Genomic DNA, 23,957 nt, shown 5'->3' on the forward strand with positions numbered 1-23,957 from the left:
TCGCGGGGGTGGAGGCAAGGGGGGAGGCAGAGGTGGCGGCCGCCCGGCCGCCTCGCGCGGCGGAGGAGGGGCGAAACGTCCCGCTCCTCGCCCCAAAACCAGCATGCCCAAAATGGGTGGTTCGTCGAGGAAGCCAAGCCGACCCTCAGCGAGCAGGCCCAGTACGAGTCGTCCAAAATCCCGGCCGAGTGCAAGTCGACCTGCGCAGCGTCCCAATATCAGCAAACCAAGTGGTGGGCTCAAGCCAAGCAGCCGGCCTGCCAGCCGCCCCAACCGGGGCTCGCGTCCTAATTACAGTTCGCGACCCACAACACGCCCGGGAAGTTCTCGACCGAGCATGTCTCGGCCCAGCACATCTCGCCCCGCCTACGCTCAACGACCGAACACCAGCTTGCCCAGCATCGGTTCGCGACCTGGTGGAGGTCGTCCTTCGGTGGCGCAGCGACCCAACAACCAGCGTCCTAACGTTGGCACGCGTCCATCGACGCGTCCTGGATCGAATCGCCCAAATATTGGCAACAAGCCCGGGAGCAATCAGCCAGGTCTAGCCGGCCGCCCGGGAGCCAACCGACCGGGAGGAACGAACCGGCCCGGTTCGCGACCAACTCCCGGTGGAATCGGCGACTTCCTGGGACTCGACAGGCCGGTACGTCCTGGCGGCGGCAGCGGTGGCTTGGCCGGTGGTGGCAACCGGCCAGGCGCTGGCAATCGTCCAGGCCGTCCCACAACGCTCCCTGGCGAAATCGGCAATCGGCCAGGCCGCCCCGGTACTGGTGGCGACCGTCCTGGCAGACCTGGCGCCGGTGGGGATCGGCCCGGCAGACCTGGCACTGGTGACCGTCCAGGTCGACCCGGCGCTGGTGGGGATCGGCCCGGCAGACCCGGCACTGGCGACCGTCCAGGTCGACCTGGCGGCGGTGGGGACCGGCCCGGCAGACCCGGCACTGGTAACCGCCCCGACCGACCCGACTGGATTGCTGGTGGCGGCAACCGACCAGGCAGACCAGATCGCCCCGGCCGACCGAACCGGCCCAACCGACCGAATCGCCCCGGAGATGGGTGGTGGGACAATGGCGGCATCCACAACCGTCCAGGATGGGCAAATCGTCCAGGGTGGAACAACGTACACGACCGTTGGCCGCGGCCGGGACGTCCTGGTTACGGCATGGGCAACTGGGTCGACCGACACCCGGGCCGCTACGCTCGCTGGAACAATTGGGGAGACAATGTTCGAGTGAACTTCAACAACTTCAATTACTACAACAACTTTTTCACCCCCACGTGGTGGGCCGGCCATTACCACGGCATCGGCGGCTGGCACTACGGCTACTGCTTCGACCGCTACCCTTCAAGCTACTGGTGGACGGTGCCGACGTTCGCGGGTCTGAGCAACTGGTTCACCTGGTCTGCGCCTGCCACGGTTTGGCAAGAGCCGATTTACTACGACTACGGAGCAGGTGGCAACGTCTACTACGAGAACAACGCGGTCTACGTCGACGGCCAAGTAGTTGGCTCGCCGCAAGACTTCGCCGCAAGTGCTGCAGCCCTGGCAACGGTCGACCCGCCAACCACGCAGCAGGCTGCGGAGGAGGCAGACTGGATGCCGCTGGGGACGTTTGCCGTATCCTCCAGCCAAAAGGAAACGGAGCCCACGCGCTTTGTGCAACTGGCGGTGAACAAGGAAGGAATCGTCAGTGGCACCCTCTACGACGAATCCACCGATATCACCCAAACCCTGCTGGGACAGGTAGATAAGGAAACTCAACGAGTCGCCCTGAGAGTTGGCGACAGCGAGGACATCGTCATCGAGACGGGTCTCTACAATCTCACTCAGCCAGAAGCCCCCATAATGGTGCACTACGGCCCCGACCGGGTCGAAAACTGGTTGCTGGTGCGGCTGGAGAATCCTGACACCGAGTGAACGGTGCTCCGCGAAAACCGAGACGGTGCCACTTGTTCGTTAGGGCAGGGTGGCCGGACTGCGCGGGGCTTAGTCACTGGCAACTGACTAGCGTTTGATGCCCACCAGAATGGACATCTTGCCCGCGGCGACAAACTGGCGGCTCAGCGAGTTCGCAGAAAGCCAAACTGCAATCGATGAGCGCAAGTTTCAGAGGACCAAGCCCAACTTGTACAATCAACCTTCCCCGCTGTTGTGCCCGGTTTATGGATCGCGTCCTAAGCATGCTGTGCTGGAACACCGTTTGCGCCAACCCTACGCCTCTGCCACCTCGCGGCGGAAACACGCGTCAGCATGGCTGGGGCCGCTTGCTAAGAGAATGCACCGAGAGGAGCCGCTATGGAAAGGAAGGGCGCATCTCCCCATCAGCGACTATGACCTCGGTGAACCTCCTCTGGCACTACACCGCGTTCCGGAAGAGCGGTGCCAAGTCGAGTCGCTTGAGCGCCACGTCGAATACGAACAGCACAAGCGCCGCTCCAAGTAGATAGGGCCACAGGCGGACGACTTGCCGCGCCAGGCGGTCATCGGGATCGAAGATTTCCTCAACTTTTGGACTGTAACGTCCTCCCGATACTTCTGCGATCCGATGCATCAGCGTTTCGTTGGGAATCCCCAAGCGAAGCTCATCCGGATAACCAACCACCACGCCGCGCGTTTGCCGAAAGGTAACCTGACCGTTCTGCTGTTGGGACAGCTCCAAATGATAGGCGCCGCGATCATCGGCGGTAAACTTCGTTTCGTACCGCCCGGGCGCAGTCTGTTCGAGCGTGACATCCTCTTTATCCAGGTTCGGACGGATGAGGGTCATCTTCGTATCGGCCGCATGGATAAACCGTCCCGCGACGTCCACCGAATCGACCACCACGCGAGCCTGGTCGCCGCTTCGTTCAACTTCGACAAATACGCCTTTCGCATCGCTTTTTCGCATGGCGTGGCGGATGACTTGCGACCAGAATCGCGAAAAATCGGGCCACGTGAGCCACTCAGCGGCCCACTGACTCTTGGCGTCGGAGGTGAACGCCACGGTTACACCCAGCCCGTAACGCCACCAAACCAAGACCGGATCGCCGGCTTCACTCGACAAGATGAACTCGCTTGTCGGCTTTGGCCGCGTGATCACGTAGCCAAGTAGAAAAGGGGCTGCCTCGAGATCGATGCCCGAAAGCACCTGAGTCGGCCGCACGAGCAGCGGCACGAAGGGCAACTCGTTGATCGCCGACTTGGACGCTTCGACGGTTTCCTTGGCGAAGATCTGCGGCACGCTCGCCGGATCGTCGCACAGATAGAAACGCCCGCCACCCGTTTGGGCGAGCGTTTCGAGCAGTTGCTGATCGGCCGCGCCGCCGACGGCAACACCGCTCAGGGTGATTCGTGCGGCCACCATGTCGTTGGCAATGCCTTCGAAGTCGCCCGGGCCGCTGTGGCCGTCTGTGAGCAGGATGACGTGTTTGAGCTTCGCCGTGGTGCCGATCAAACCGTCGTAGGCGTCTGCCAGGGCAGGATAGATGCTGGTGCCTCCGCTGGCCTCGATGGTGCTGATGCGGTCGATGATATACCCCTTGTCGGCGGCCGAGTGGATCTCGCTCACCCAGTAGCTGGCTCCATCGAACGCGATGACCCCCAGTTGATCCTTGGGTCCGAGCAATTCGGCTGCCCCCTTCGCCGCGTCTTTGGCCAGTTCGATCTTCTCGCCCCCCATGGAGCCCGATTTATCGATAACCAGCACCATCGCGAGGCTGGGCTTCTCTTTCTCTTTCTCGAAGTTGCTCCGGACCGGCAAGATCTCTTCGAGAGCCGTTTTGTAGTAGCCGCCCAGACCAAATGACTGGTCGCCGCCGATCATGACCAACCCACCGCCGAGGTCTTCGACGTAGGTCCGAATGATCTCCATCTGGTGCATTGTCATTTTGGTGGCCGGAATGTTCGACAAGACCAGGCAATCGAACTTCTGCAATTCGGCCAGGGAACGCGGAATCGCTTCTGCAGGGCGTACCTGCACCGAGATGTCTTGCTCTTCGAGTGCCCAGCGAAAGTGATTGCTCTCGTTCACGGATGCATCCACCACCAGAACGCTCGGCTTGCCGGAAGCAAACACCACGGCGGAAGCCGAATTGTTGTCGACCAGCGAGTCGTCAAAGTCGCGGAGTCGCACGGCGTAGTCGGTTTGGCTTTCGTTGTCGATGCTCTGGCGGAAGCGGAATCGAGTTTCGCCGACCTTGATCTTCACCGGCTCGGACTGCTCGTTTGCCAACAGATCGCCACGGTAGACGTCGATGTAGCCTTCGTCCTCATGGTTCGATGAAATGACGACCTCTACATAGAATGGCTCACCCTGCCGCACTTCGGCTGGTGCGACAACCTCAGCCACTTGAACTTCCGGGTCGTCCCGCACCGGGAGAGGCATCACGCTGATCGGACTCGAGCTAACCGCGGCGGCCTGGACCGCGTCGCCAGAAGTCTCACGGCCGTCGGTAAGCAACACCACCTGCGGCACGTAGCCGGGAGGAATTGCAGCGGTGGCCATCTCGATGGCATGCGCCAGGTTGGTTCCACGACGCGCCTCGTCGTCGGCGATTGCTGCGCCGTCGCTCGTCTCCTTCAATGCCGACGCTTCGCTGGCGAAGTCCATGTAGGCAACACGGTTTTCTCCGGCGGTCTGCGCAACCTGTTCGACGAGCTCGTCGATTTGCTCTGACGCCGCTTCGTCGACGCTAAGCGAGCGATCAATGCCGAAAACGACATACATGGTCGACGTCGGCTTGAGCAGCACCAGGCCGGACAAAGCAAGGACCAGCAACAGGACGATCAGCGAGCGTAAAACGAGCGAGGCAAGTCGTTGTGGCCAGGGGAAGTCGCTGAGGCTGCGGTGGAAGTACCAGCCAACCGGCACCAGCAACAAAAGGACCCAGAGCATATGGGGGCGCAAGAGTTCTAGCGCGAAGTCAATGGTTTGGTGTTCGGTGCTCATTCAACGATCCTTCGCTGATAGAGCCACCATTCAGTAGCGATCAGACCAACCGACAACATCGTCAGGTAGAACCAAAGTGAATGGCCGCCAAGGGATAGCAACTGCAGTTCATCGATATTGGAGATGTCGATTCGGCTACGCAGGTCACTCTCACGCTTGTTTACCAGATTGCACGCAACTTGGACGCCTGGCACTTCGACCGAAGCGTCAGTCTGAGTGGCTGCGTTGGCGGCCTGCTTTTCGTAGTCTTCGCCATTGTGAATCGACCACACCCCTGTCGTCAGCAGCGGTCCGATAATGGCGCGGTCGCTTGCTGCGGCGAGAGGGCGTTGGGAATCCGCCGGGCTTACGAGGACGTATTGAACCTCGTCGGTTTCCGGGGCTTGCTCGACGACGGTCAGTTTGGCGTCCGCGTCCTTGGCCTCCGGGTCGGCTTCCTCGACCGCTGGCTCGGCAGTGCCGGGCTTTCCCGCTTGGATAGGGGCTAGGGACACGCTTAGCATCTCGCCCGTCGGAATCGCAGGACTCAGTTCACCTTGCTCACCCATGAACCACTCGATCGTGTTCTTCATCAACACCGGAAAAGCGATGCGTAGTGGTAAGTCTCCTTTTTCGAGACTGCACGTGAGCACCACGGCGTCGCCCACTTTGCGGGGAAGCCGGGCAAACAGCGGTTGCTCCATGGCGCTCTGGATTAGCGGTGCGGCGTCGACCTGAAAATCGAGTTGTCGTGCATCGGGAAACGCGACGTTCGTCAGCCGTACATGCTTGGTAAGTGGCGAGTCAGAGTCGACACTGCCAACGAGCGGATCTGAAATCGGCTCGCCCAGTTTCCACAAGTCGGTGTCTGTTTGCGGATCCACCACCAGCACTCGACCAGCGGGCAGCGTCGCGGGTGACTGCCGATCGAACACCAGGACACCGCCAGCGGGAGCGGCATCTGGCGACTCATTGGTGATAGTGAGGTCGACCAGCGGAATCGACTCGAGCACGCTTTTCAGGAACAGATTGCCCTTGCTGACAAGTACCACCGGTATTGGATCGCGGCGCGGCAGCAGAGCCACCGCTCGGTTGTCGACGTCGAGCGCATCATCGACGTCCAGCTCCGCGACAAGTTGTCCCCCCAGAGTGGAAGTGTGATCGATCACGCGGGTATCGGTCTGGCCGGGCTCGAGCTCGAGTGGTATCACATCCACCAATTCTCCCTCCAGTGTGAGTTCGAGCCGGCAATTCTGGGCTTCTTCGCCGTGGTTCGTCACATCCACGAGGATTTGGTAGCCGACGGCGTCCAGCAGGCTGCGGCGGACCTGGTAACGCGTGATGCCAACGTTGTCGAGTGGCTCTCCAACACGGTACGGCGTCAATCGAGGTTCGTTTTCCCATTCGTCCGTCGCGGAGAAGCACCCATCCGTCAAGACGATGATTTCTCCTTCCCCTTCAATGTCGGACAGCAGCCGCTTCGCCAGGGTGACCGCGGCATCCAATGAGGTAGGGCTGTCGGTCGGCTCAAGGTTATCGATCGCCTCGATCAGTCCGCTTTGGTGGTCGGTCATTCCCATCACGACGCGCGGAGTGCCTTCGGCGCTGAGCATCGCCATGCGGTCGTTACCGCGGAGGGATCGCACCAGTGCGCTGGCCGCTTGTTTTGCTGCTCGCAGCCGCGTGGTGCCTTCGCCATCGACCGCTTGCATGCTTGCCGAGTTGTCGAGAATCAGCACCACCCGACGTTGCCGCTGTTGTTGCCAGTCCCACAGCGGGTCGACCAGCGCGCTGACCAGCAGCGCCAGCACAGCGAGCTGCAGCAACAGGCTTAGCAGCCGACGCAGTTGCTGCCACCACGCCCGGGGACGGTTGCTTTCGAAGATCTGGTCCCAAAACAATAGCGTGGAAACCTGCTGCCGTCGCAACCGCGTCCGCAACACATATAGCAGAATAACGGGTACCGCGAGTGCCACGGCCCACCATCCGATCGGGTTTGCGAATTGCAGAAGGTTCATAGAGGCAAAAGGAACCGAGGCAGACCGGCACGTCAGGCGGTAACGCCTGCGGCCCGCATCATGCGGAGGATCAATTCGTCGAAGGGAAGATCGATGGTCGAACGCGTGCAGCTGAGGGAGTAAGTGCGGCAGTAGGCGTCGATCGAATGCAGGAACTCAGCAAAAACCTCGCGGTACTGCTTGAGCTTTCGCTCGCTGATGGTGACTTTCCGCGTGTCGCCGGTCTCGATGTCGCGAAGCTCCAGGTCACCCAGCCAGGTTGGGTTGGCTTCTTCCACGGTATGCAGCTGGATCAAGTGCGGTTCGAATCGCCGATAGCGAAGCAGGTCGACCCCATCGCGAAACCCTTGCTGGTCGTAAAGGTCGCTGATGACAATCGCCAGGCCTGTACGTTGGGCTCGTTGCACCAGGGCGCTGGCGACGTGTTTCAGCCGTGTCGACTCGCCCGATGGCTCCAGGCGTTCCAAGAAACGTAGCACGCTCAGGATGCGGTCTTTGCCCCGGGTGATGGGCAAAATATCCTTCACTTCGTCCGCGTAGGCATAGATCGACACGCGATCCATATCGGCCAAGGCAATGTAAGCTAGCGCGGCCGCGATACGACGGGCGTAATCGAATTTCTCCTGGGAGGCGATGCTCATGCTCTGCGACACGTCCAGCAGGATGTAGACGTGCAAGTCTTCTTCCTCCTGGAAGCGTTTGAGAAGTACGTCTCCATATCGAGCGTAGATGTTCCAGTCGAGGTAACGCAGGTCGTCGCCAGGCGTATATTCGCGGTGGTCGGCAAACTCGATGCCGCCGCCCAACTGCTTGGTCCGCCGCTGCGCGAGCAGCTTGCCGCGAAACACTCGTCGCGAAACTAGCGACAAGTATTCAAGCCGGCGTAGGAATTCGGAATCGAACAGTGCCATGGATGAAACCTGTCGGGTCCGCGTGAATCGACTGGCAGCGAGCATTCAGACCGCTTATGCCACTTGAAGTTTGCCCACATGATCCAGCACGCTGACGATAATATCGTCGGTCTTGATGTCCTCGGCCTGGCCTTCGAAGTTCAGCAGCACGCGATGCCGCAGGCAGTTGACCGCCACGGCGCGAATGTCTTCCTTGGCCACATGGTATCGCTCGTCGAGCACCGCATGAATCTTGGCGGCAAGAATCACTGCCTGCGCCCCACGCGGACTGCTGCCGTAGCGGACGTACTGCGTGGTCATTGGCCCAGCCAGCTCGTGTTTGGGGTGCGTTCCCATCACAACGTTGATGGCGTAGCGACGCACCTCGTCGCTTACGGGGATGCGGCGAGCGAGTTGCGACATCTCGAGCACCCTTCCGGCGTCGAACAATCGTTGAGTTTCGGGGGTACTCGACTCGGTGGTCCGATCCAGAATGGTCTCGATGTCTTCCGATGTGGGAAACGGTACCAGCAGCTTGAACAGGAATCGGTCGAGCTGCGCTTCGGGCAGCGGGTAAGTCCCTTCCATTTCCAATGGGTTCTGCGTTGCCAATACAAAGAACAGGCCATCAAGCCGATGGGTTTCGCCCGCCACGGTGACACTGTGTTCCTGCATTGCCTCGAGCAATGCCGATTGCGTCTTTGGCGTCGCACGATTGATCTCGTCGGCAAGAACCACATTGGCAAACACCGGGCCTCGTTCGAAACGAAAGCTCCGTTGGCCAGTGTCCGACTCGAGCAAGACGTTCGTACCGATCAAGTCGGCCGGCATTAAGTCGGGCGTGAACTGAATACGAGAGAACTGAGAGTGCAGCACGCTTGCCAGCGTGCGAACCAGCAGCGTCTTGCCGAGCCCTGGCACACCTTCGAGCAGCACGTGGCCACCCGCTACCAATGCCAGCAACACGCCATCGACAATCGCCTGCTGGCCGACGATCACCTTGCCGATCTCCTCTCGCAGGCGCTTGAAATCGTCGCGAAACCGCTGAAGTTCCTCACGCAACTGATGTTCGTCTTCCATCTCTGGTCCCTGATCGAGCCGGGTAGTGAACCTCGTATCCGCCGAGCCGATTGTAGTGGAGTGACGACACTGGATGTAGAGTGTTCCCCAAAAGAATGACCGATTCTCACCACCAGACAGCGTAGGACAAATCGCCTTTCGCTCGTCGGGTTGTGTAGGGACTGTTCGCCATCCGACCACGTTTCTTGCCGAATATCCAAGAAAACCTTGGTAAGATTGAACTCGAGGGAGCGAAATGCCTCCCTCTGCAGCACGGAAGTTTGACAGGCCGCTGAACTGCCTATAGGTTGAATCGACTATTCCTACCCGCCCTTTATAAGGTGGATACACGATGCGACGTTTGCTGTGCCTTTCGACATTGTCCCTCGTAGCGTTCGGTCTGTATCTCGGGGCGAGCGGTCCCGTGGCGGCTCAGCCGCCGGCCGTAGCTGCCGATTCAGAAACCGACGCAGAGAAAACAGAACGCATCACGGCCGAACGATTTCTCCAATTGCTGAAGCGCCGGCCACGTTTAGGCACGGCGCTCGACAAGGTCTATGGCTACCATGTCGGCCGTGGCACGCTGGACGAGTTCTGCGAGTCGCTGGAAGCCGAGGCAAAAGAGTCCAATGATGGCAAATTGTGGATGATTCTGGGGATGGTGCAGATGCAACGCAGCCAGGACACACTGGCTGTCAGTTCGCTCGAGAAGGCCCAGGATTTACTGCCCGACGAGCCGTTGCCTAGCTACTACCTGGGCAAATCGCTGGTCCTGCTGGGCGAAATCGATCGGGCCATCGAGGCCATGCGAACTGCTATCGAGCGCAAACCACCTCGCGCCGACATGCTGGCCGTGTTTCAGGACCTGGGACGGATTCTCCAACGCACCGGCCGCACCGACGATGCGATTGGAGTGTGGAAGGAGCTCGAAGCGCTGTTTCCCAACGACACCCAGGTGCAGGAGGAAATCGCTCGGATTCTCGCCGAGGAAGGTGCGCTCGAAGCCGCGATCGAGCGATACGACAGGTTGGTCGAGAATACCGACGATCGCTTCCGACGCGTGGAGATCGCCATCCGGTCCGCACAGCTCAAGGCACAACTGGGGCAGACAGAGCAATCGCTGCGTGAGTTCGAGACCCTGCTGGCGAAGGTCAATCCCGATAGCTGGTTGCACCGTGACATTCGAAATCGCATCGAGGAGGTCTTCTGGTCAAGCGGCGACATCGACGGTCTCGTCAACTACTACACCGATAGGGTGGAAGAACATCCCAACGATGTGGACGCGATGATGCGATCTGCTCACTTCCTGTCGCTGCAACATCGACTGCCCGAGGCCGAAACATGGTTCCGCAAGGCAATTGAGAAAGCGCCGTCGCAATCGGAGCCGCGTTTGGCCCTGGTCGAAGCGCTGGTGACCAACGACGATTACACCAAAGCGGCGCTGGAGATGAAGGAGCTGGTGGAGCTCGAGCCGGACAATCCCGACTTCATCGTCCGATACGGCGAACTGGTGTTCAACGATTCGAAGCGTAGCAAGGAGCAGCAGCAGCAAGAGGCCGTGGCCATCTGGATGAAACTGCTCGATAAGCGTGGGGACGATGCGGTGACCGTATCGCGTGTGACCGACTTGTTGCGTGGTGCGGGGGCCAGCGACCAGGCCATCGAGCACTACAACAAGGCCATCGACCTGGCTCCCAACGAGCCGCAGTATCGCGAGTACCTGGGAGAGTACCTCTTTCAGCTTGGCAAGAAAGACCAGGCGGTCACTGTATGGGAGGAACTGGCGGCCGGTGAGCGCGAGACCCGCGATAACCTCGTGCGGCTGAGCGAAGTATTCAGCACCTTCGGCCTTGACAACAAGGCGCTCGACGTGATGAAGCGTGCTTGTGAGATGAAGCCCACCTTCGGTCATCGAGCTCGCTACGCCGAGTTGCTCCGCGAGGCGGAACAATACGACCAGGCGCTCGCCCAGCTCGACCTGGCCGAGCCGCTGGCCGACGACCCTGAACTTCGTGAATTGGTGATCACCGAGCGGATCAAGAACTACCAGGGGAGTGGCACGCTTCAAGACCGCATCGCCAACGCCGAAGATGCCGTCGCCGGACCCTCAAAGGAGGATCCCCACGCCTGGCAACTATTGGCTTTGCTTCGCGAAGCCGATCGTCGATTCCAACCAGCTTGCCGGGCGGCAGAGCAGGCAACGGTCCTGGCGCCCAGCGACCCTGGTGTCTGGGAAACGGCCGCCATGCTGCAGGAACGCAGCGGTCAGTATGGTGCGGCAATCGAGTCGTATCGCAAGCTGGCCACGATCGACAGACGGTTTCAAAGCTCTTACTTACAGCAGATTGCCACACTTGAAATGCGTGTTGGCAACACGGACGAAGCGCTGTCCGCCGCCGAGCAGCTCATCGCGTCCGCGCCCGGCAATACGGAACACTATCGGTTTTTGGCCGACTTGTGTTTCCGCGTTGGTGAAGAGCAACGCGGGTACGAAGTGCTGCGACGCTGTGTGCGGAGCAACCCCAACGACGAGGGGGCTCTCCTGCATCTGGCAAAGGTACTCGCCGACGCGTTTCAAACCAACGAGGCCATCGAGTTATATTGGCGGGCATTCGACCTGGCCAATGATCTGGATGGCAAGACGGCCGCGGTTACCCAACTGTCGGAGCTCTACCTGCGGACCAACCGGTTCGACGCCCTCCTGGATCGTTTGGAGCTGACTAGCCGCGAGCAAAAAAAGACGCGCGAAGGGCAACTTTGGCTGGCTGCTGCACATCAAGCCGCTGGCGACCTGGGACAGGCAAAACAATTGCTGGAGCAACTTGCCCGGGAGGACAGCCGCGACACGAAGCTGCTGGAACAACTCGTCGCGCTGGCTCGCGCGGAGTACGACCTCGAGACAGCGGCCGAGTATCAGAAGCGGCTGGTGGCCGTCGCTCCCAGTCCGGCGGCCGAATACCAGCTGGCGAATCTCCTGCTCGAGAAAGGGGACATCGAACAATCCGAGGCGTTGTGGTTGAAGCTATCGCAGCGTAAAAGCGATCCCTCGTCGCTCAGCGACGCCATCGATAACCTGATTCAGAAGCAACAACTCGAAGCGGCGGCGAAGCTTGTCGACAAGGCGGTGGCTGCCCAGCCCAACAATTGGGAGGTGCTGGGGCAAGCCATGATCGTATACGGCAAGTTGTCGCAGAACGAGAAGGCCAATCGAGCCGCTCAGCAGGTTCTATCGATGTCGGAGGATCCAGGCGAGCCAACGGCGAAGGTCAAGCAAGCCATCGAACGTCGAGCCGCAGGACGCAACACCAACAACTACGACCCCTACGCCGCTTTGGGCCAACCAAGGCAATTGGTCCAGGCTGCTTCACAGATCAAAGGCCTGTTCTTTCCCGGTGAGAACGATGCATTCCGGTACTCCGGGCGTTCCGCCTACACGCCATCGTGCTTTCAAGACGTTCAGGCGATCGCCTATTGCATGCCCTTCGTCACCGCGGACGACGACTTCGACGGGAAGCAATTTATCGACGAGTTCGTAGAAAAAGCCCTGGAATCAGGCGATGCCGATCGATTGTGGCGATCTGTCTTCTATTTGGTGTGGGACAATCCGCAAGTTAACTATTCGGCCAATAGCGAAGAGATGGAGCGATGCCTCGAGGCGCTCATTTCGCAAGACGATGCCTGGGCCGCTCAGCTAATGATGCAGCAATTTATCAGTCAACGTCAGCGTCAGCAAAACGCCGAAGGCGGTGAACTCGAGCCACTGGATGATGAACAACTCGACCAGCTCAAACAATGGTGCGAAGTGGCCAAAGGCAGCGTCACCAATGGTGTGAACTACTATGAACTGATGGCCGCTTCGGAGTTTGCCCGCGCCGATCGACAGGAGCAGGCAACGAAGATGATCGAAGAATACATCAATCAGGCTCGCAATTCCAACAATTCGGGGCAAGCCTTGGTGCAAGCGGTGAGCTTGCTGATGAACGATCGGTACGTTAGCAAGCCATCGAAGGAGATCGACGAAAAAGCCAAACAGCTGTTATCCGAAGCGCTGCACGAGTTGAAGCCGACGACCAGTGGAAGCGGTGGCTACGGTTCGGTGTTCATGGCATTTGTGGAACATTTGGTTGAGCAGGATCAACTCGACAGCGCCATCGATAGCACCGATACCCTGCTGCACTGGCAGGCCGAGCAGACAGCGCGAATGCGACCCTCGCAGCGCGAGCGATCACAAACCGGAGGGCAGCCCATCTCGACGCACCGGAACGTGAATGGCACCTACGTGCAGGTAACGATCGATTACCCTCCACCCTCCGCGTACTTTAGCACCGAAGCCATTATGACGACTTACGGGTTGTACGAGTCGACCAAGGACGACGAAAGTAAGCTTCAGGTGGTTCGCGATCAATTGAAGTCCTGGGCTGATGAAGAGAGCGACGATCCCTATCTCCGTCTTGCCCGGCTGATGGCCAATGCCAGCGTGGCGTATTGGACGAAGGATGAGGAGGAAGTTCGTGAGTCACTCGCGGCAGCGACAGAGCTTCAAGTTGGAGGGCAATTTGTCGTCCTGGCTCAGACCCGACTGCTCTACGAGTCGGGACGAGTTCGCGAGGCGCTGGACATTGTCGAACAGCTACGCCCTACGAATCAAAAGATGCTCGTCGATCGTGAACTGACGATCTTGCAGCTCGTACTCGAGCTGGGCGACTTGGAACGGGCGAAACAAAGCGCCCAAAAGCTATTTGCGCTGCGGCTCGACTCTGCTACCGAACTCAAGCTGGCGGACCTGATGTACCAGCTGGGAATGCAAGACTTGGGCGATCGCATGATGGCGCGCATTCGCCGCCGGGCAGGTGGCAAGCAAGACACCTTGGTGGAGTTAATGACGCGCTACGTGGCGGCCAACAAGCCTGAGCAGGCTGCTGAGATCGCACGTCAGGTGATCCGCCGCACCGAACCTCGGGAAACGCGAAACCGGATCACAGCCAGCAATCGTCAGCACGAGCAGGCGGTTCGAGTACTGGCACAAACCAAGCAGCTAGCTCCCCTTATTGAACAGTACGAAGAGTTGGTGGAGCGTTCGCCGAAAAGCGTCAAGCTGGTCAATAAGCTGTCGGCCTTTTACGAAGCGGCGGGCCGCCGAGATGATGCGACCTCGCTGAGGATGAAACTGGCCGAGGTGAGCCCGACCGATCCTCGCAATCTAATGGCGGCCGCAGCCCAGTTGGCTGCTGCTAACAAGCACGATTTGGCGGTCGACAAGTACTTGGCCGCCTTGGCCAAATCGCCCGAGCTGCTTAACAACGAGTACTATACCATGCGGTCGAGCATTGAAGCCGCCGATGCTTGGGAGAAGTTTGCCGAAGGCATCACGAAAGCCGGAATTGGGAACTTCCGTCAATCTTACCGCCTCCGCGAAGTCATCGACGAACTGGCCCGAGACAAAAAACACGCCGCAGTCAACAAGATGATACTTGCAGGGGTAAAAGAACTTACTCTGCATGAACTCTCGGAAATGCTGTATTCCATAGCCCGTCGCGACTTCGAGGTTAGCGAAGAACTGGCATTGACGGTAACCGAGAAACTGGAATCGGGCGATTGGTTGTCGAGTGGGCCAGCTTCGTTCAATTACGTTTACTCGCGTAGCAGCAATGGCCGGACGACTGGCGTTGTGGATGGGATTGCGCAGATCGTATCCCAAGACGAGGCGCTTGAAAAAAGAACCATCGAGTCGATGCGAAAACACCTCGAAGAGGATGAGGCAGTGCTGCTGCCGCGTGTCTTGTTGGCGATGATCCTCATCAAAACGGACCAGTTCGACGAGGCGGGGGAGGTGATGCAACCTTTGATTGACAAGCAGAATAAGTCGGCCCAAGACATCGAAGCTGTGTGGTGCCTGGCGTCCGAGTTGACGCATCAGGCGGACAATCCGTCCATGGCGTGCGACCTACTGGAGTCGCTGGATGAAGAGCAACTCGCCGGATCGAGCAACTCTGGTTTCGAATACACGGCTCGCTCGCTTCTTTCCTATGCTTACGAGAAGGCGGGTCGTAGGGCGGAATCTCGACGCATCTTATTGGAAGAGTTGGGCAATACCGACGTCGATACGCAAATTAGCCGGTCGAATCCTGGCTATGGCGACTACCAGTACATACGTTCGCAATCGGGCTTGGCACGACGGTTCCTGGATCTTAAGTGTCCAGCCGAGGCCTTCCTGGCCTTTCAAAATGCCTATGGCGACGAGGAGCGATTGGAGCGAGCGGGACGTTATGGCGGCAATATTGAGTATGAACGCAATCGAATCTCGGAGCGCATCGCCAAAGAAACCACCAGCGAGGCGGTTGTAGAAATCGTCGAAAGTGCCCTTCGGCCAGCGGCCACCGAAAGCGAAGATGGCACGCCCGATATCGGTGTAGGGGCCTACCTGGCGACGCCTGAAGTGAAGCAGCGCTCGCTAATCGACGTGCGTGTAACGATGCCGTTGGAAGAGTTCACGGAGAAGATCAAAGGGGACGAGGAGCTGAGGACCGCTGTGTCCAAGTGGCTCGACGAGAACTCGCCCGCCGACACAGCGAATGCGATGCCGCTCAAGTCGCTGGTGACCTGGCTGATGATCAGCAATTCCACCGAGAACCAGCAGCAGGCGGAGCTCGCAACCGAGGCGATCGTCGGGTGGATGGCCGACCATCCAGAATCGTCAAACGCTGCGGACGAAAAGTCGAGCGACACCGAGGAGGGGCAGTCCCAGAACGACACCGCTACACCATCCGGCGACGCCAAGAGCGACGAATCGGCACTCAGCGATCAGCTGTTACTGGGGATGGCAGCGCTGCAATTGTCCGAAGAGGTGGCCGAGAGCAAGGACATCATCCGGATGCTGGAGCGTGCATCCGCTGAGGCCGAGCGGTGCGGCGAAAAGTCGCTGGCCACATCGCTGCAGTGTCAGATCGCGAGCCGAATTGCCAAAGACGAACCCGAACGAGCACGCTCGATCTTCTGGAGCACGCTCGACGAATTGCTACCACCCAGTGACACCCCCGAGGAGAACGCCGCCAGTGGCACCTAAGGGTTGGCTTCTCAAGAACCTGGTAATCCAATCGTCAGCGAGCGTTCTCCCCACAAAGAGAGTCATCATGAATCGTCAAGGATCCAACACGAACCGCGTACCCACAGGGTCGATGGCAGCACTTGCCTTGGTTGGGATGATTGCAGTTGGTGGTCTTGCCCCATCGTCGAACGGCCAAGTGATACGCCTGAACAACGGCCAAAGCTCATCGGACAAAAAGTCGGATCACGCGAATCGCTGCCTGGCTGCGATCGATCTGGCCATCATGGCGGCACGTGGCGGAGCCATCGACGTGTCGACCGAAGCGATGCGTCGGGCCTGCCGACAGGGACCTCCGGTGGCGAGCATCAACCTGGGAGGTATTCTTGGCTCGCCACAGCAAAACACGGTGGTGCGAGCCAGTCCGTCCAGCAGCAACAACCCGACCGACAATGCACAGCAGAGACTCTCCAAACGGCTGCAGGAGCTTCAGGAGGTTTGGAAAGAGGCCGAGATCGACCCGGCCACCGCCTACGAAGTGTGGAAAACGATCGTATTTCCGCCAGACCGTCCCAACGAAGGATTCTCTTACTCGACGCTACCGCCACCTTCCACTTCGATGTCGTATGGCAGTGTGTCGATCGATGTCGAGAAGCCCCCGCGAGGAAAATCGGGCGCCGAATCGCTGGTCTATTGGGCGCGTAAGGCAGACCAACTCGACGATCTGAACACTACCCTCGACGCCCGGCGGCGTCTGCCGGGGGCTGCCGACACGGTGCTGTTAATCGACTCGGTCCTGGCCTCCGACGATGCGACCTCGGAAGAAGCGGCCGAAGAGGTGTGCGAGCGGATGGCGTCCCAGGCCACCTCGCTGGTCAACTCGCCGAACGCCGAACTGCTAATTGGCAGCGCATGGGAGTTGGTCGGCAAGCTGGGCGATGACTCCCCCGCTGCTAGGCGCCTTACCGATGCAGTGCTCCGCGAGGTTCGTGGTAAGCCTCGCTGGGGCGCCAACGAATGGTTCAAATATTTGGTTGCCTCGAACCTCAAGCAATCGATTGAGTCGGGCGAAGTGGAGCGGTTTGAAGCGGCCGCCGACCTTTCAATGTCGTACTACGACGAGATCCGAGCCGGCAACGAGTCCTACGTCACCTCGCGCGAGGCGAACCTCTATTCCCTGGCAGCACGCCGCGCCTTTGAAAAGGGACACGCCAAGCTCGGCACGGCTTGCGTGCGGCGTCTGGCGACGTTCCCAACCGACAATCAATACGGCGGCATCGATCTGCGGCAACTCGTCGACCCAGGCCACGAGATGATGCAGGGACTGCTGAGCCTCCCGCACGAAGAACGCCGTGGAGCTCTAGGCGAGCTCTCCTGGACTATTCCGGCATTGGGAGTCCACGACTGCTCTCACTTAGTTCCCACCGACGAGATTCCGGAGTTGTTTCTCGAATCGGCGAATGGCACCGACGCCCTTCCATCACATGGGGTAGCGGGAGACCACCGGATCTGTCTGACTCTTATCGAGTGGACCCTGCGTGAGCAGTTGGCCGCGGGCAAAGAGAAGGAGATACTCGAACATATAGCGGAACTCGAAGACCAGAAGAGCGACGATGCCGATCTTGCACGCCTGATGCTCCTGCTGGCCAAGGACGAACCGCTGCAGGCAGGGCTCCTAACCGAAGTACAGGATGGTGGTGATGTTCGACTCCGTATTCCGGCAATGGATGCTGATCGGGCACATCATTTTGATACTGAGATTTTGCAGCACGCTCTTGCCGATCCGGATTTGCACGAGCAGGCACAGAAACTAGTGAATGAACGCCTCAAGGTTGCTCAGGACCGCTTGCAGGGCGACGAGGTGGCATGGCTGCGACGTCTGAAAATGCAGTTCGATGAGAATCGCGGCTCTCGTACTAATACCTCTTTGGCCCACTGGGTGGTTAGCAATGATCTCCATATTGGCGACCTGCGAGACGGTCGATATCCGCGTTCGACTTGGGTCGAAATTGAGCCAGGCCACTGGGGGCACCAAACGGGGCCGAATCTCTCCTACCTGCTGCTCCGCTATCCACTCGAAGGGGACTTTGCCGTCACGTTCCGCATGAAGGATGCCGGATGGGAAGAAGGCGCCGCCAGCCTGGGGGGAATGGTGGTGGAGTTTCTGCGCCATGAGGGGCGACTGCTCTTTAGGGGCCTCAGCGAGCGTGGCGAGGAGGAACTGAAGACCGATACCATGAAGGCGGATACGATGAACCAATATCGCCTTGACTGTCAGTCCGGACGCATGAGCCTGGTCGTGGGAGACAATGCGTTCGAAACGGAGTTGGGTGACTATCACGCGTCGTTTCCATTCCTGTCCATGGTGTGCTATTCGTTCCGGGCTACGTCGTTCGACGAGGTCCAGATAACTGGCGACTATCAGATCCCGCGCGAGGTCCAGCTGGTCTCGCCACTGCTTGTGGGGTGGACCGCCAAGTTCTATCGAGGACTCTTGCCTGAGGTCGAGTTGTCGGAGGGCCGAAGCATCGTCGCCAAAGAGGTTGAGCATCCGCGAGCACAGTGGCGGTACGAGGATGGTGAGATCTGCAGTGTGAACTTTGTTGAGGGCGGAGATATGCAGGGCCAAGACGCCGATTCCGAGCCCTACAAAGAGAAACGCCGTGAAGCCGTGCTGCAGTATATGCGGCCACTGTGTGATGGTGAAAAGATTACCCTCGAGTTCTACTACGAACCCGGCAAGTTCCATTTGACGCCAACGGTTGGCCGGATTGGCATGCTGCTCGATGCCGAGGAAGTGGCGCTTCATTGGCTCACGTGCAACAATGTTGCCTGGACGGGCGTGGCACAGGACAATCGAGTGATCGACCCGGCTGCCGAACAACTGGCGCCGCCGGAACTTCAGGAGGGAGCCTGGAACGAGATGCAAATCGAGCTCGATGGCGACACGATCACCCTCTCGATCAACGGCAAGCCGGTCTATCGACGAACTTGGGAACAGGGCCTAGACCGCCGATTTGGCCTATTCCACGACCCTACCAGCTACCACGTACGGGTCCGAAACGTGAAGTTATCTGGCAATTGGCCAGAAAAGCTCCCAAAAGACTTTTTCGAGCAAGCCAAATCGGATAACCTCTAAGCGTTGCGGTATGCCGCCGCACTTACCCTTCGTGATCATTGTCCATTGAAAGCAAGGTCATGCTGAGTCAAATCCAAGCCATCCTGGCGCCCGTTCGCACACGTCAGCGTCTTGACCGCGCCCTGCGATGGGGCGTTCTCGGTTTGTTGCTGGGGAGTATTGTTGGGTCGCTGATGTTGGTTGCCCGCTGGCTGGGCGTGACGGTTGGTGCAACCGATGCATTATTGGTGCTGGCGGTGTTCACAGGTTTGGGATGTTTCATCGGGCTGGTCTGGCCAGCCAGTTGGCACTCTTCCGCGCAATTGGTCGATCGTGTGTTCGGATTGAAAGATCGCACGGTGACCGCGATGGAGTTTGCTCTGCAGGACAAGCACGATCCCATTCACTCATTGCAGGTTCATGACACGCTCGACCATCTGAGTGGCATCGATCCAGCTACGGCGGCGCCCTGGAAATCGCCCCGGCTGACTCCGGTTGCAGGCGCAGCGCTTGGAGCTTTGCTAGTGCTGCTGTTCCTCAATGTACCTCCGACCGTCTCCCAGGCCAGCTTGCCAGCGGGGCCGCTGCCAGTGGTGCTGGAGCAGGCTAGCGTGCTCGAGGAAACGCTGCTCGAGGAATTGGAAGAGCTGGCCGAAGAGACAGATGACCCGGAACTCGAAAAGCTCGCCGAAGAGATGCAGCAAGCCATCGAGGAACTCAAAGAACCCGATACCGACCAGCGGGAGGCCCTCGCGCAACTGTCCGAGATGCAGGCCGCACTAACCGCTGCCGCCAAGCAGCTCGACGTGCAGCGCGTGGATGCCGAGTTGCAGCAGTTGGCCGAAGCCCTGCAGGACGCTGATGCCACACAAGCGGCCAGCCAATCGCTCGAAGCCCTCAACTATGAACAAGCGGCCAAGGAACTCGAGAAGATCGACGCCTCGACGATGGACCGCAAGCAGCGAGATGCCGTGGCGGCCAATTTGGCCAAGCTCAGCAAGAAGCTCGGCGATGGCAAGAAGGGGAAGCTCAGCAATTCAGTACAGCAGATGGTCGAAGGCCTCGAAAACGAGAACGAATCGAAATGCAAGTCGGGCTTCTGCGATGCGGCAGGCGTTTGCCGTAAGCAGGGCGTCCGCAAGAGCATATCCGAGTGCCTGGCGTGCCAGTTGAACCGCCTGGCCGAGTGCAAGTGCTCCTGCCAAGGTAACGGGCAGTGCAGCAACCCAAACGCCATGGCCAAGAAATCGAACAGCCCTTCGAACAAGGCCGGGAAAGCCGCGTCGAACAAACCGTTCGGCGAAGACAAGACCAAGCTCGACTCGACCCGCCGCGACGAAGACCTCACTGGCCTCGCCGGAGATGGACCAAGCGAACGCGAGACTCTGGCCGCCAACGAGGCGGCACAGGACGCTGCCCGCAGTTACAAAGAGCGATACACCGAGTATCGCAAGCAAATGGAAGAGGTGCTCGATAGCGAGCCGCTCCCCTTGGGTCATCGCGAAACCGTGCGGGCGTATTTTGAGTCGATCCGTCCCACTAATGATCAAGTGACAGCGCAGTAGAGTTCGAAAACTGCCGCTGCAGTATGGCTTGTGCGAGTTGCTGGTGACGACTTTTTTCACCCCTTTCTTCGCCGGCACGCTCATTACTCCATAGGAGACACAGCGGCCTCACTCGCGTCGATGGCTCCATCGCCATTTAGATCCAGCTTCTTGAAAACATCTCGATAGGCAGGGAGTTCACCCTTGGTAATGCTCCCGTCCTTGTTTCGATCCAAAGCAACCAAAAAGTTGGGCCTTCAGTTGCCTCGGTTGCCAGGAGTGTCTTGGGGGAACCGCGGCCGACGACGATCCGCAGATGGTGACTGGACTTGGTGAATTCATCCTCTCTCAGCTGAGCGGATGCTTCGACACGTTCGCTAGCTGACCGCATTCCGTCGTGGGAAGTGCCGATCATTTCAAAAATGACCAAGCGCCAAAATCCACGACACTGCCCCGCACAATCGTCTCCATCAAACTTTCCTGTACGGCAAGCCATTGTTTCAGCTCGTCGCGGGTCAAAGTTCGATCAGAATCCCTATCGGCAATCAACAGCAACCGGCCCAGAGGCGACATCCTCTGGGACCAGAACCGGATGATCGTCCGTAGCCCGAAGACCGAGCACCACGTTGGCCACGAGATGCGGGTCGTTCCGCTGTTCCCGGAACTGGTGCCGGTTCTTAATCAAGCGTGGGACGAAGCAGAGGAGGGGGCCGAGCATGTAGTTACGAAGCAGCGCGACGCCACTGCGAACTTCCGGACCACGATGACCAAGATCATCGCCCACGCGGGTCTCAAGCCATGGCCCAAGCTGTTCCACGCCCTGCGGGCCAGCATAGCGACCGAGTTGGCCGACAAGTACCCGGGCCATGTCGCGGCAGCTTGGCTCGGCCACACACAGCAAGTGGCCAACAAGCATTACCGACAGGTTACGGACGACCATTACGAAGAAGCGGCCCGAAGCCCCGAGCGCGCTGCGCAAAGTGCTGATGTGAAGTTGCAAGCACTTGCCGGCAAATTGGCCGGGTCAGGAAATGCATAGGTTCTACAGCTCTTGCAACTACTGAACACTCAAACAGTGGGCGATGAGGGACTCGAACGATTCCCAGGAAACGAGGGAAATTCGCCGTTTTCCGATGCCCGCGGCGCAGAATGCGGCGCAGTTGATGCAGATTCGGCCCCAATTGCCCCCGATCTGTCCCTCGTCGTCGAGCGGTGGTCGGAACTGCCTGAGGCCGTGCGGGCTGGCATCGTGGCGATGGTGCGAACTAGCACCGGCGAGAAACCCTGATCGATTTCGACAGTAGCCCCCCGGTCTCTTGGGTCCTTCCTCCGCCGCGCCGCGTGGGGGGTGCTAGCCGATCGCACGCGTGCTAGAGATAGTCCGTCCCCCAGTAGTTGCTACTACTACCCGAGTCTTGGCCAACGCGTGCGCGAATCTCCCTCGATTTGGCTCGGCGGTCCCCCAGGTATACCGCGGAAAGGACCCGTCGGCAAAACACTCTATTTTTGCCAAAAAATACGGCCGATTTAGGTGTCGGTCGGAGACTCGGCCAAACCAAGATCATGGTACCCCCCGGGGGGTGATCAGTTTCTGGTCGGCTTCAGCGCGCAGCCGAAGCCCCAGCCGCGGACATTTTTTGGCAGCAAACGCATAAGGGGGTAGGGGGGAGTACGCGCCACCAGCTTTTTACCCGCACCCCCAGGGTCGCGATTGGTTCCAGTCTGAATTATTCCCTTGTCCATATTCAGGCCAAATAGTCGTTCTGTTGGCCTGAGCTCATTGCGTCCCGCGTTTCAGCTAGCAAAAATGACCAAGCCCAAGAAAGTATCACTCCATAACGAGAAGGAGGGGGAACTTATGAAACAACTTGTGAGATTAATGTCTTTGGCGATCGTCCTACAATTTGGTGTTTGCGCACCAAATTCAATGGCGGCACCTGTGGTCATCGATTTCGATAGTCTGACACCCGGAGCTCTTCCCGGAGATGTCCTGATAGATCATGGTGTCACCTTCGTAACGTGTAATACGCCAAATGGTTTGACCGTGGGGAGCGTATTTTCGATAAATGATCCCCTCGACGAGTTCCAAGTCGAAGAGTCAATCAATGGCCCGCTGTCGCCTCCCAATTTGGCGTTCGCACGGGACAGAGGCTACCCTGGCGATTTGCTGATGCAGTTCGTACAGCCTGTGACAAATGTGGGGCTGTTCATCGACATACATCAATTTGAACCTGGAGACCTAGTGCGGCTCGTTGCGCTAGAGTCGACTGGAACATCGGGGGAGTTCCGCGTTCTAGAATTGGACGATGCTATCGACAACGCGATCGGAGGAGAAGCCAACCACCTACAAGTGGGAGGTGGCATCGGATCGTTTTCCTACGCTCTCTTTCAAGTCACTTCGGAAACCGACCCTGAAGGGATAGATAATTTGTCGTTCACATTCGTGCCCGAACCATCTAGCATAACACTCTTGTGTCTTATCTTTGCAGCGGCTGCTCGGTCGAGAACGGCTGCGGTCGCTTCAGCCACACTAAGGTCGGCCTGTGGATTTGCTCCGCATGTACGAGTCCTTCTCCTCCAATAAATGTTCTGACTTAGTACTCCATGGGTGCGACCAAGGTTCCGAAATCTTCTATCTCGATACGGACCGGTCGACCATCCGCCGTTCGGCCGAGAATTGCACAATGCCCGCGCGGCCTGATTTAGGCGGCCGAGTATTCTGGGACGCCGAGTCAATTCGCGAGTGGATCAGGGTGGGCTGCCCCTCAGTCTAGTTTGGCTCTTAGCGGTGCTACGCCTCGTTTCGACAAGCTACGCACGAGTGCTGATTAGATCCAGGTTAAAATAGCATGGCGATCACGGCTCTACATACTCCTCGGACTGATCTGCGAGCGTCCAGCGGCGTGCTCGAACTAAATCCAATCGATAAGGAATACGCACCATGAGTAATACGGCCAAGAAACCAAGTACCAAGGTGTATTATCCGCTAGAAATCCAGGGGCACGGCTGGAAGGTGAGAACGGGTCGTCTCAAGCCGGGGCGAGGACGCCCGCATAAAGTACAACCGATCTTTCAAGTTGTAGCAGAAAAAATCCCCTTTGAAGCTCTGTCGGGAATTATGAAGGACTTAATTGCGCACGGATACCTACTTGAAGGTGTATATCTGGCTCACGACTCGATGGGGGTTGCTCGCTATGGCGGTCGCGGCCAAATATTTACCCGTCTTAGCACCCACAAGAGGAACTACCCGCAGGAGCTGCACTATTTCTCATTCTACATCATCAACGACAAGAACCATGAGCGAGAAATCGAGACTGCTATCCTGAGGGCGGCTGGTCCGCAAATGGTCTTAAACACCCGGAAGGTGCAGAGTGGT

Annotated in this window: 14 protein-coding genes; 9 read left to right on the forward strand and 5 right to left on the reverse strand. The window is 58.8% G+C overall.

The genetic code is table 11. The annotated features are described in order from the left end of the window. The first annotated feature begins 611 nt into the window (after positions 1-611). Positions 612-1,238 carry a hypothetical protein gene (locus NG895_RS16600; RefSeq protein ID WP_252853646.1) on the forward strand — a complete coding sequence of 209 codons (627 nt, stop codon included), beginning with the start codon at positions 612-614 and terminating at the stop codon, positions 1,236-1,238. Beyond that, a complete protein-coding gene (locus NG895_RS16605) occupies positions 1,166-1,921 on the forward strand; it encodes a hypothetical protein (protein ID WP_252853647.1) in 756 nt (251 codons plus the stop codon). The genes NG895_RS16600 and NG895_RS16605 overlap by 73 nt, the downstream gene beginning before the upstream one ends. Positions 1,922-2,360: 439 nt before the next feature. Here the strand turns inward: NG895_RS16605 and NG895_RS16610 are convergent, their stop codons facing one another. Genes NG895_RS16610 through NG895_RS16625 form a run of 4 tightly spaced genes read right to left on the reverse strand, consistent with a single transcriptional unit; the run spans position 2,361 to position 8,898 of the window. Next, positions 2,361-4,931, reverse strand: a complete 2,571-nt coding sequence (locus NG895_RS16610; protein WP_252853648.1) for a FixH family protein — start codon at positions 4,929-4,931, stop codon at positions 2,361-2,363. Further along, positions 4,928-6,928: a vWA domain-containing protein gene (locus NG895_RS16615; RefSeq protein ID WP_252853649.1), complete on the reverse strand. Its 2,001-nt coding sequence runs from the start codon at positions 6,926-6,928 to the stop codon at positions 4,928-4,930. Before NG895_RS16615 ends, NG895_RS16610 begins: the two co-directional genes overlap by 4 nt. 32 nt (positions 6,929-6,960) lie before the next feature. Next, positions 6,961-7,839 carry a DUF58 domain-containing protein gene (locus NG895_RS16620; RefSeq protein WP_252853650.1) on the reverse strand — a complete coding sequence of 293 codons (879 nt, stop codon included), beginning with the start codon at positions 7,837-7,839 and terminating at the stop codon, positions 6,961-6,963. Between the two features lie 54 nt (positions 7,840-7,893). After that, entirely contained in the window at positions 7,894-8,898 is a 1,005-nt protein-coding gene (locus NG895_RS16625) for an AAA family ATPase (RefSeq protein ID WP_252853651.1), read from the reverse strand. A 331-nt stretch (positions 8,899-9,229) separates the two neighbouring features. On the opposite strand from NG895_RS16625, the gene NG895_RS16630 reads away from it, so the two are divergent. From NG895_RS16630 to NG895_RS16640, 3 genes are all read left to right on the forward strand, one after another. Continuing rightward, a complete protein-coding gene (locus NG895_RS16630) occupies positions 9,230-15,940 on the forward strand; it encodes a tetratricopeptide repeat protein (protein WP_252853652.1) in 6,711 nt (2,236 codons plus the stop codon). 67 nt (positions 15,941-16,007) lie between these two features. Then, a complete protein-coding gene (locus NG895_RS16635) occupies positions 16,008-19,058 on the forward strand; it encodes a DUF1583 domain-containing protein (protein WP_252853653.1) in 3,051 nt (1,016 codons plus the stop codon). Between the two features lie 59 nt (positions 19,059-19,117). Then, positions 19,118-20,602: a hypothetical protein gene (locus NG895_RS16640; RefSeq protein WP_252853654.1), complete on the forward strand. Its 1,485-nt coding sequence runs from the start codon at positions 19,118-19,120 to the stop codon at positions 20,600-20,602. An 83-nt stretch (positions 20,603-20,685) separates the two neighbouring features. Here the strand turns inward: NG895_RS16640 and NG895_RS30920 are convergent, their stop codons facing one another. Then, complete coding sequence (locus NG895_RS30920) at positions 20,686-20,826, reverse strand: EF-hand domain-containing protein (RefSeq protein WP_425267236.1); 141 nt, start codon at positions 20,824-20,826, stop codon at positions 20,686-20,688. Positions 20,827-20,978: 152 nt separating this feature from the next. On the opposite strand from NG895_RS30920, the gene NG895_RS16645 reads away from it, so the two are divergent. The 4 genes from NG895_RS16645 to NG895_RS16660 all read left to right on the forward strand — a co-directional run. Next, complete coding sequence (locus NG895_RS16645; protein ID WP_341871463.1) at positions 20,979-21,620, forward strand: tyrosine-type recombinase/integrase; 642 nt, start codon at positions 20,979-20,981, stop codon at positions 21,618-21,620. A 12-nt stretch (positions 21,621-21,632) separates the two neighbouring features. After that, positions 21,633-21,869 carry a hypothetical protein gene (locus tag NG895_RS16650; RefSeq protein WP_252853656.1) on the forward strand — a complete coding sequence of 79 codons (237 nt, stop codon included), beginning with the start codon at positions 21,633-21,635 and terminating at the stop codon, positions 21,867-21,869. Between the two features lie 570 nt (positions 21,870-22,439). After that, complete coding sequence (locus NG895_RS16655) at positions 22,440-23,165, forward strand: hypothetical protein (protein WP_252853657.1); 726 nt, start codon at positions 22,440-22,442, stop codon at positions 23,163-23,165. A 357-nt stretch (positions 23,166-23,522) separates the two neighbouring features. Then, a partial coding sequence (locus NG895_RS16660; protein ID WP_252853658.1) for a hypothetical protein occupies positions 23,523-23,957 on the forward strand: 435 nt, incomplete at its 3' end.

Source organism: Aeoliella straminimaris (assembly GCF_024054565.1).
Taxonomy (GTDB): domain Bacteria; phylum Planctomycetota; class Planctomycetia; order Pirellulales; family Lacipirellulaceae; genus Aeoliella; species Aeoliella straminimaris.

What these genes read in the sequence shown, in the direction of transcription:
- NG895_RS16620 (WP_252853650.1), bottom strand. Translation starts at nt 7,839, where the DNA reads ATGGCACTGTTCGATTCCGAATTCCTACGCCGGCTTGAATACTTGTCG.
- NG895_RS16640 (WP_252853654.1), top strand. Translation starts at nt 19,118, where the DNA reads ATGCTGAGTCAAATCCAAGCCATCCTGGCGCCCGTTCGCACACGTCAG.
- NG895_RS16655 (WP_252853657.1), top strand. Translation starts at nt 22,440, where the DNA reads ATGAAACAACTTGTGAGATTAATGTCTTTGGCGATCGTCCTACAATTT.
- NG895_RS16615 (WP_252853649.1), bottom strand. Translation starts at nt 6,928, where the DNA reads ATGAACCTTCTGCAATTCGCAAACCCGATCGGATGGTGGGCCGTGGCA.
- NG895_RS16625 (WP_252853651.1), bottom strand. Translation starts at nt 8,898, where the DNA reads ATGGAAGACGAACATCAGTTGCGTGAGGAACTTCAGCGGTTTCGCGAC.
- NG895_RS16635 (WP_252853653.1), top strand. Translation starts at nt 16,008, where the DNA reads ATGAATCGTCAAGGATCCAACACGAACCGCGTACCCACAGGGTCGATG.
- NG895_RS16630 (WP_252853652.1), top strand. Translation starts at nt 9,230, where the DNA reads ATGCGACGTTTGCTGTGCCTTTCGACATTGTCCCTCGTAGCGTTCGGT.
- NG895_RS16610 (WP_252853648.1), bottom strand. Translation starts at nt 4,931, where the DNA reads ATGAGCACCGAACACCAAACCATTGACTTCGCGCTAGAACTCTTGCGC.
- NG895_RS16605 (WP_252853647.1), top strand. Translation starts at nt 1,166, where the DNA reads ATGGGCAACTGGGTCGACCGACACCCGGGCCGCTACGCTCGCTGGAAC.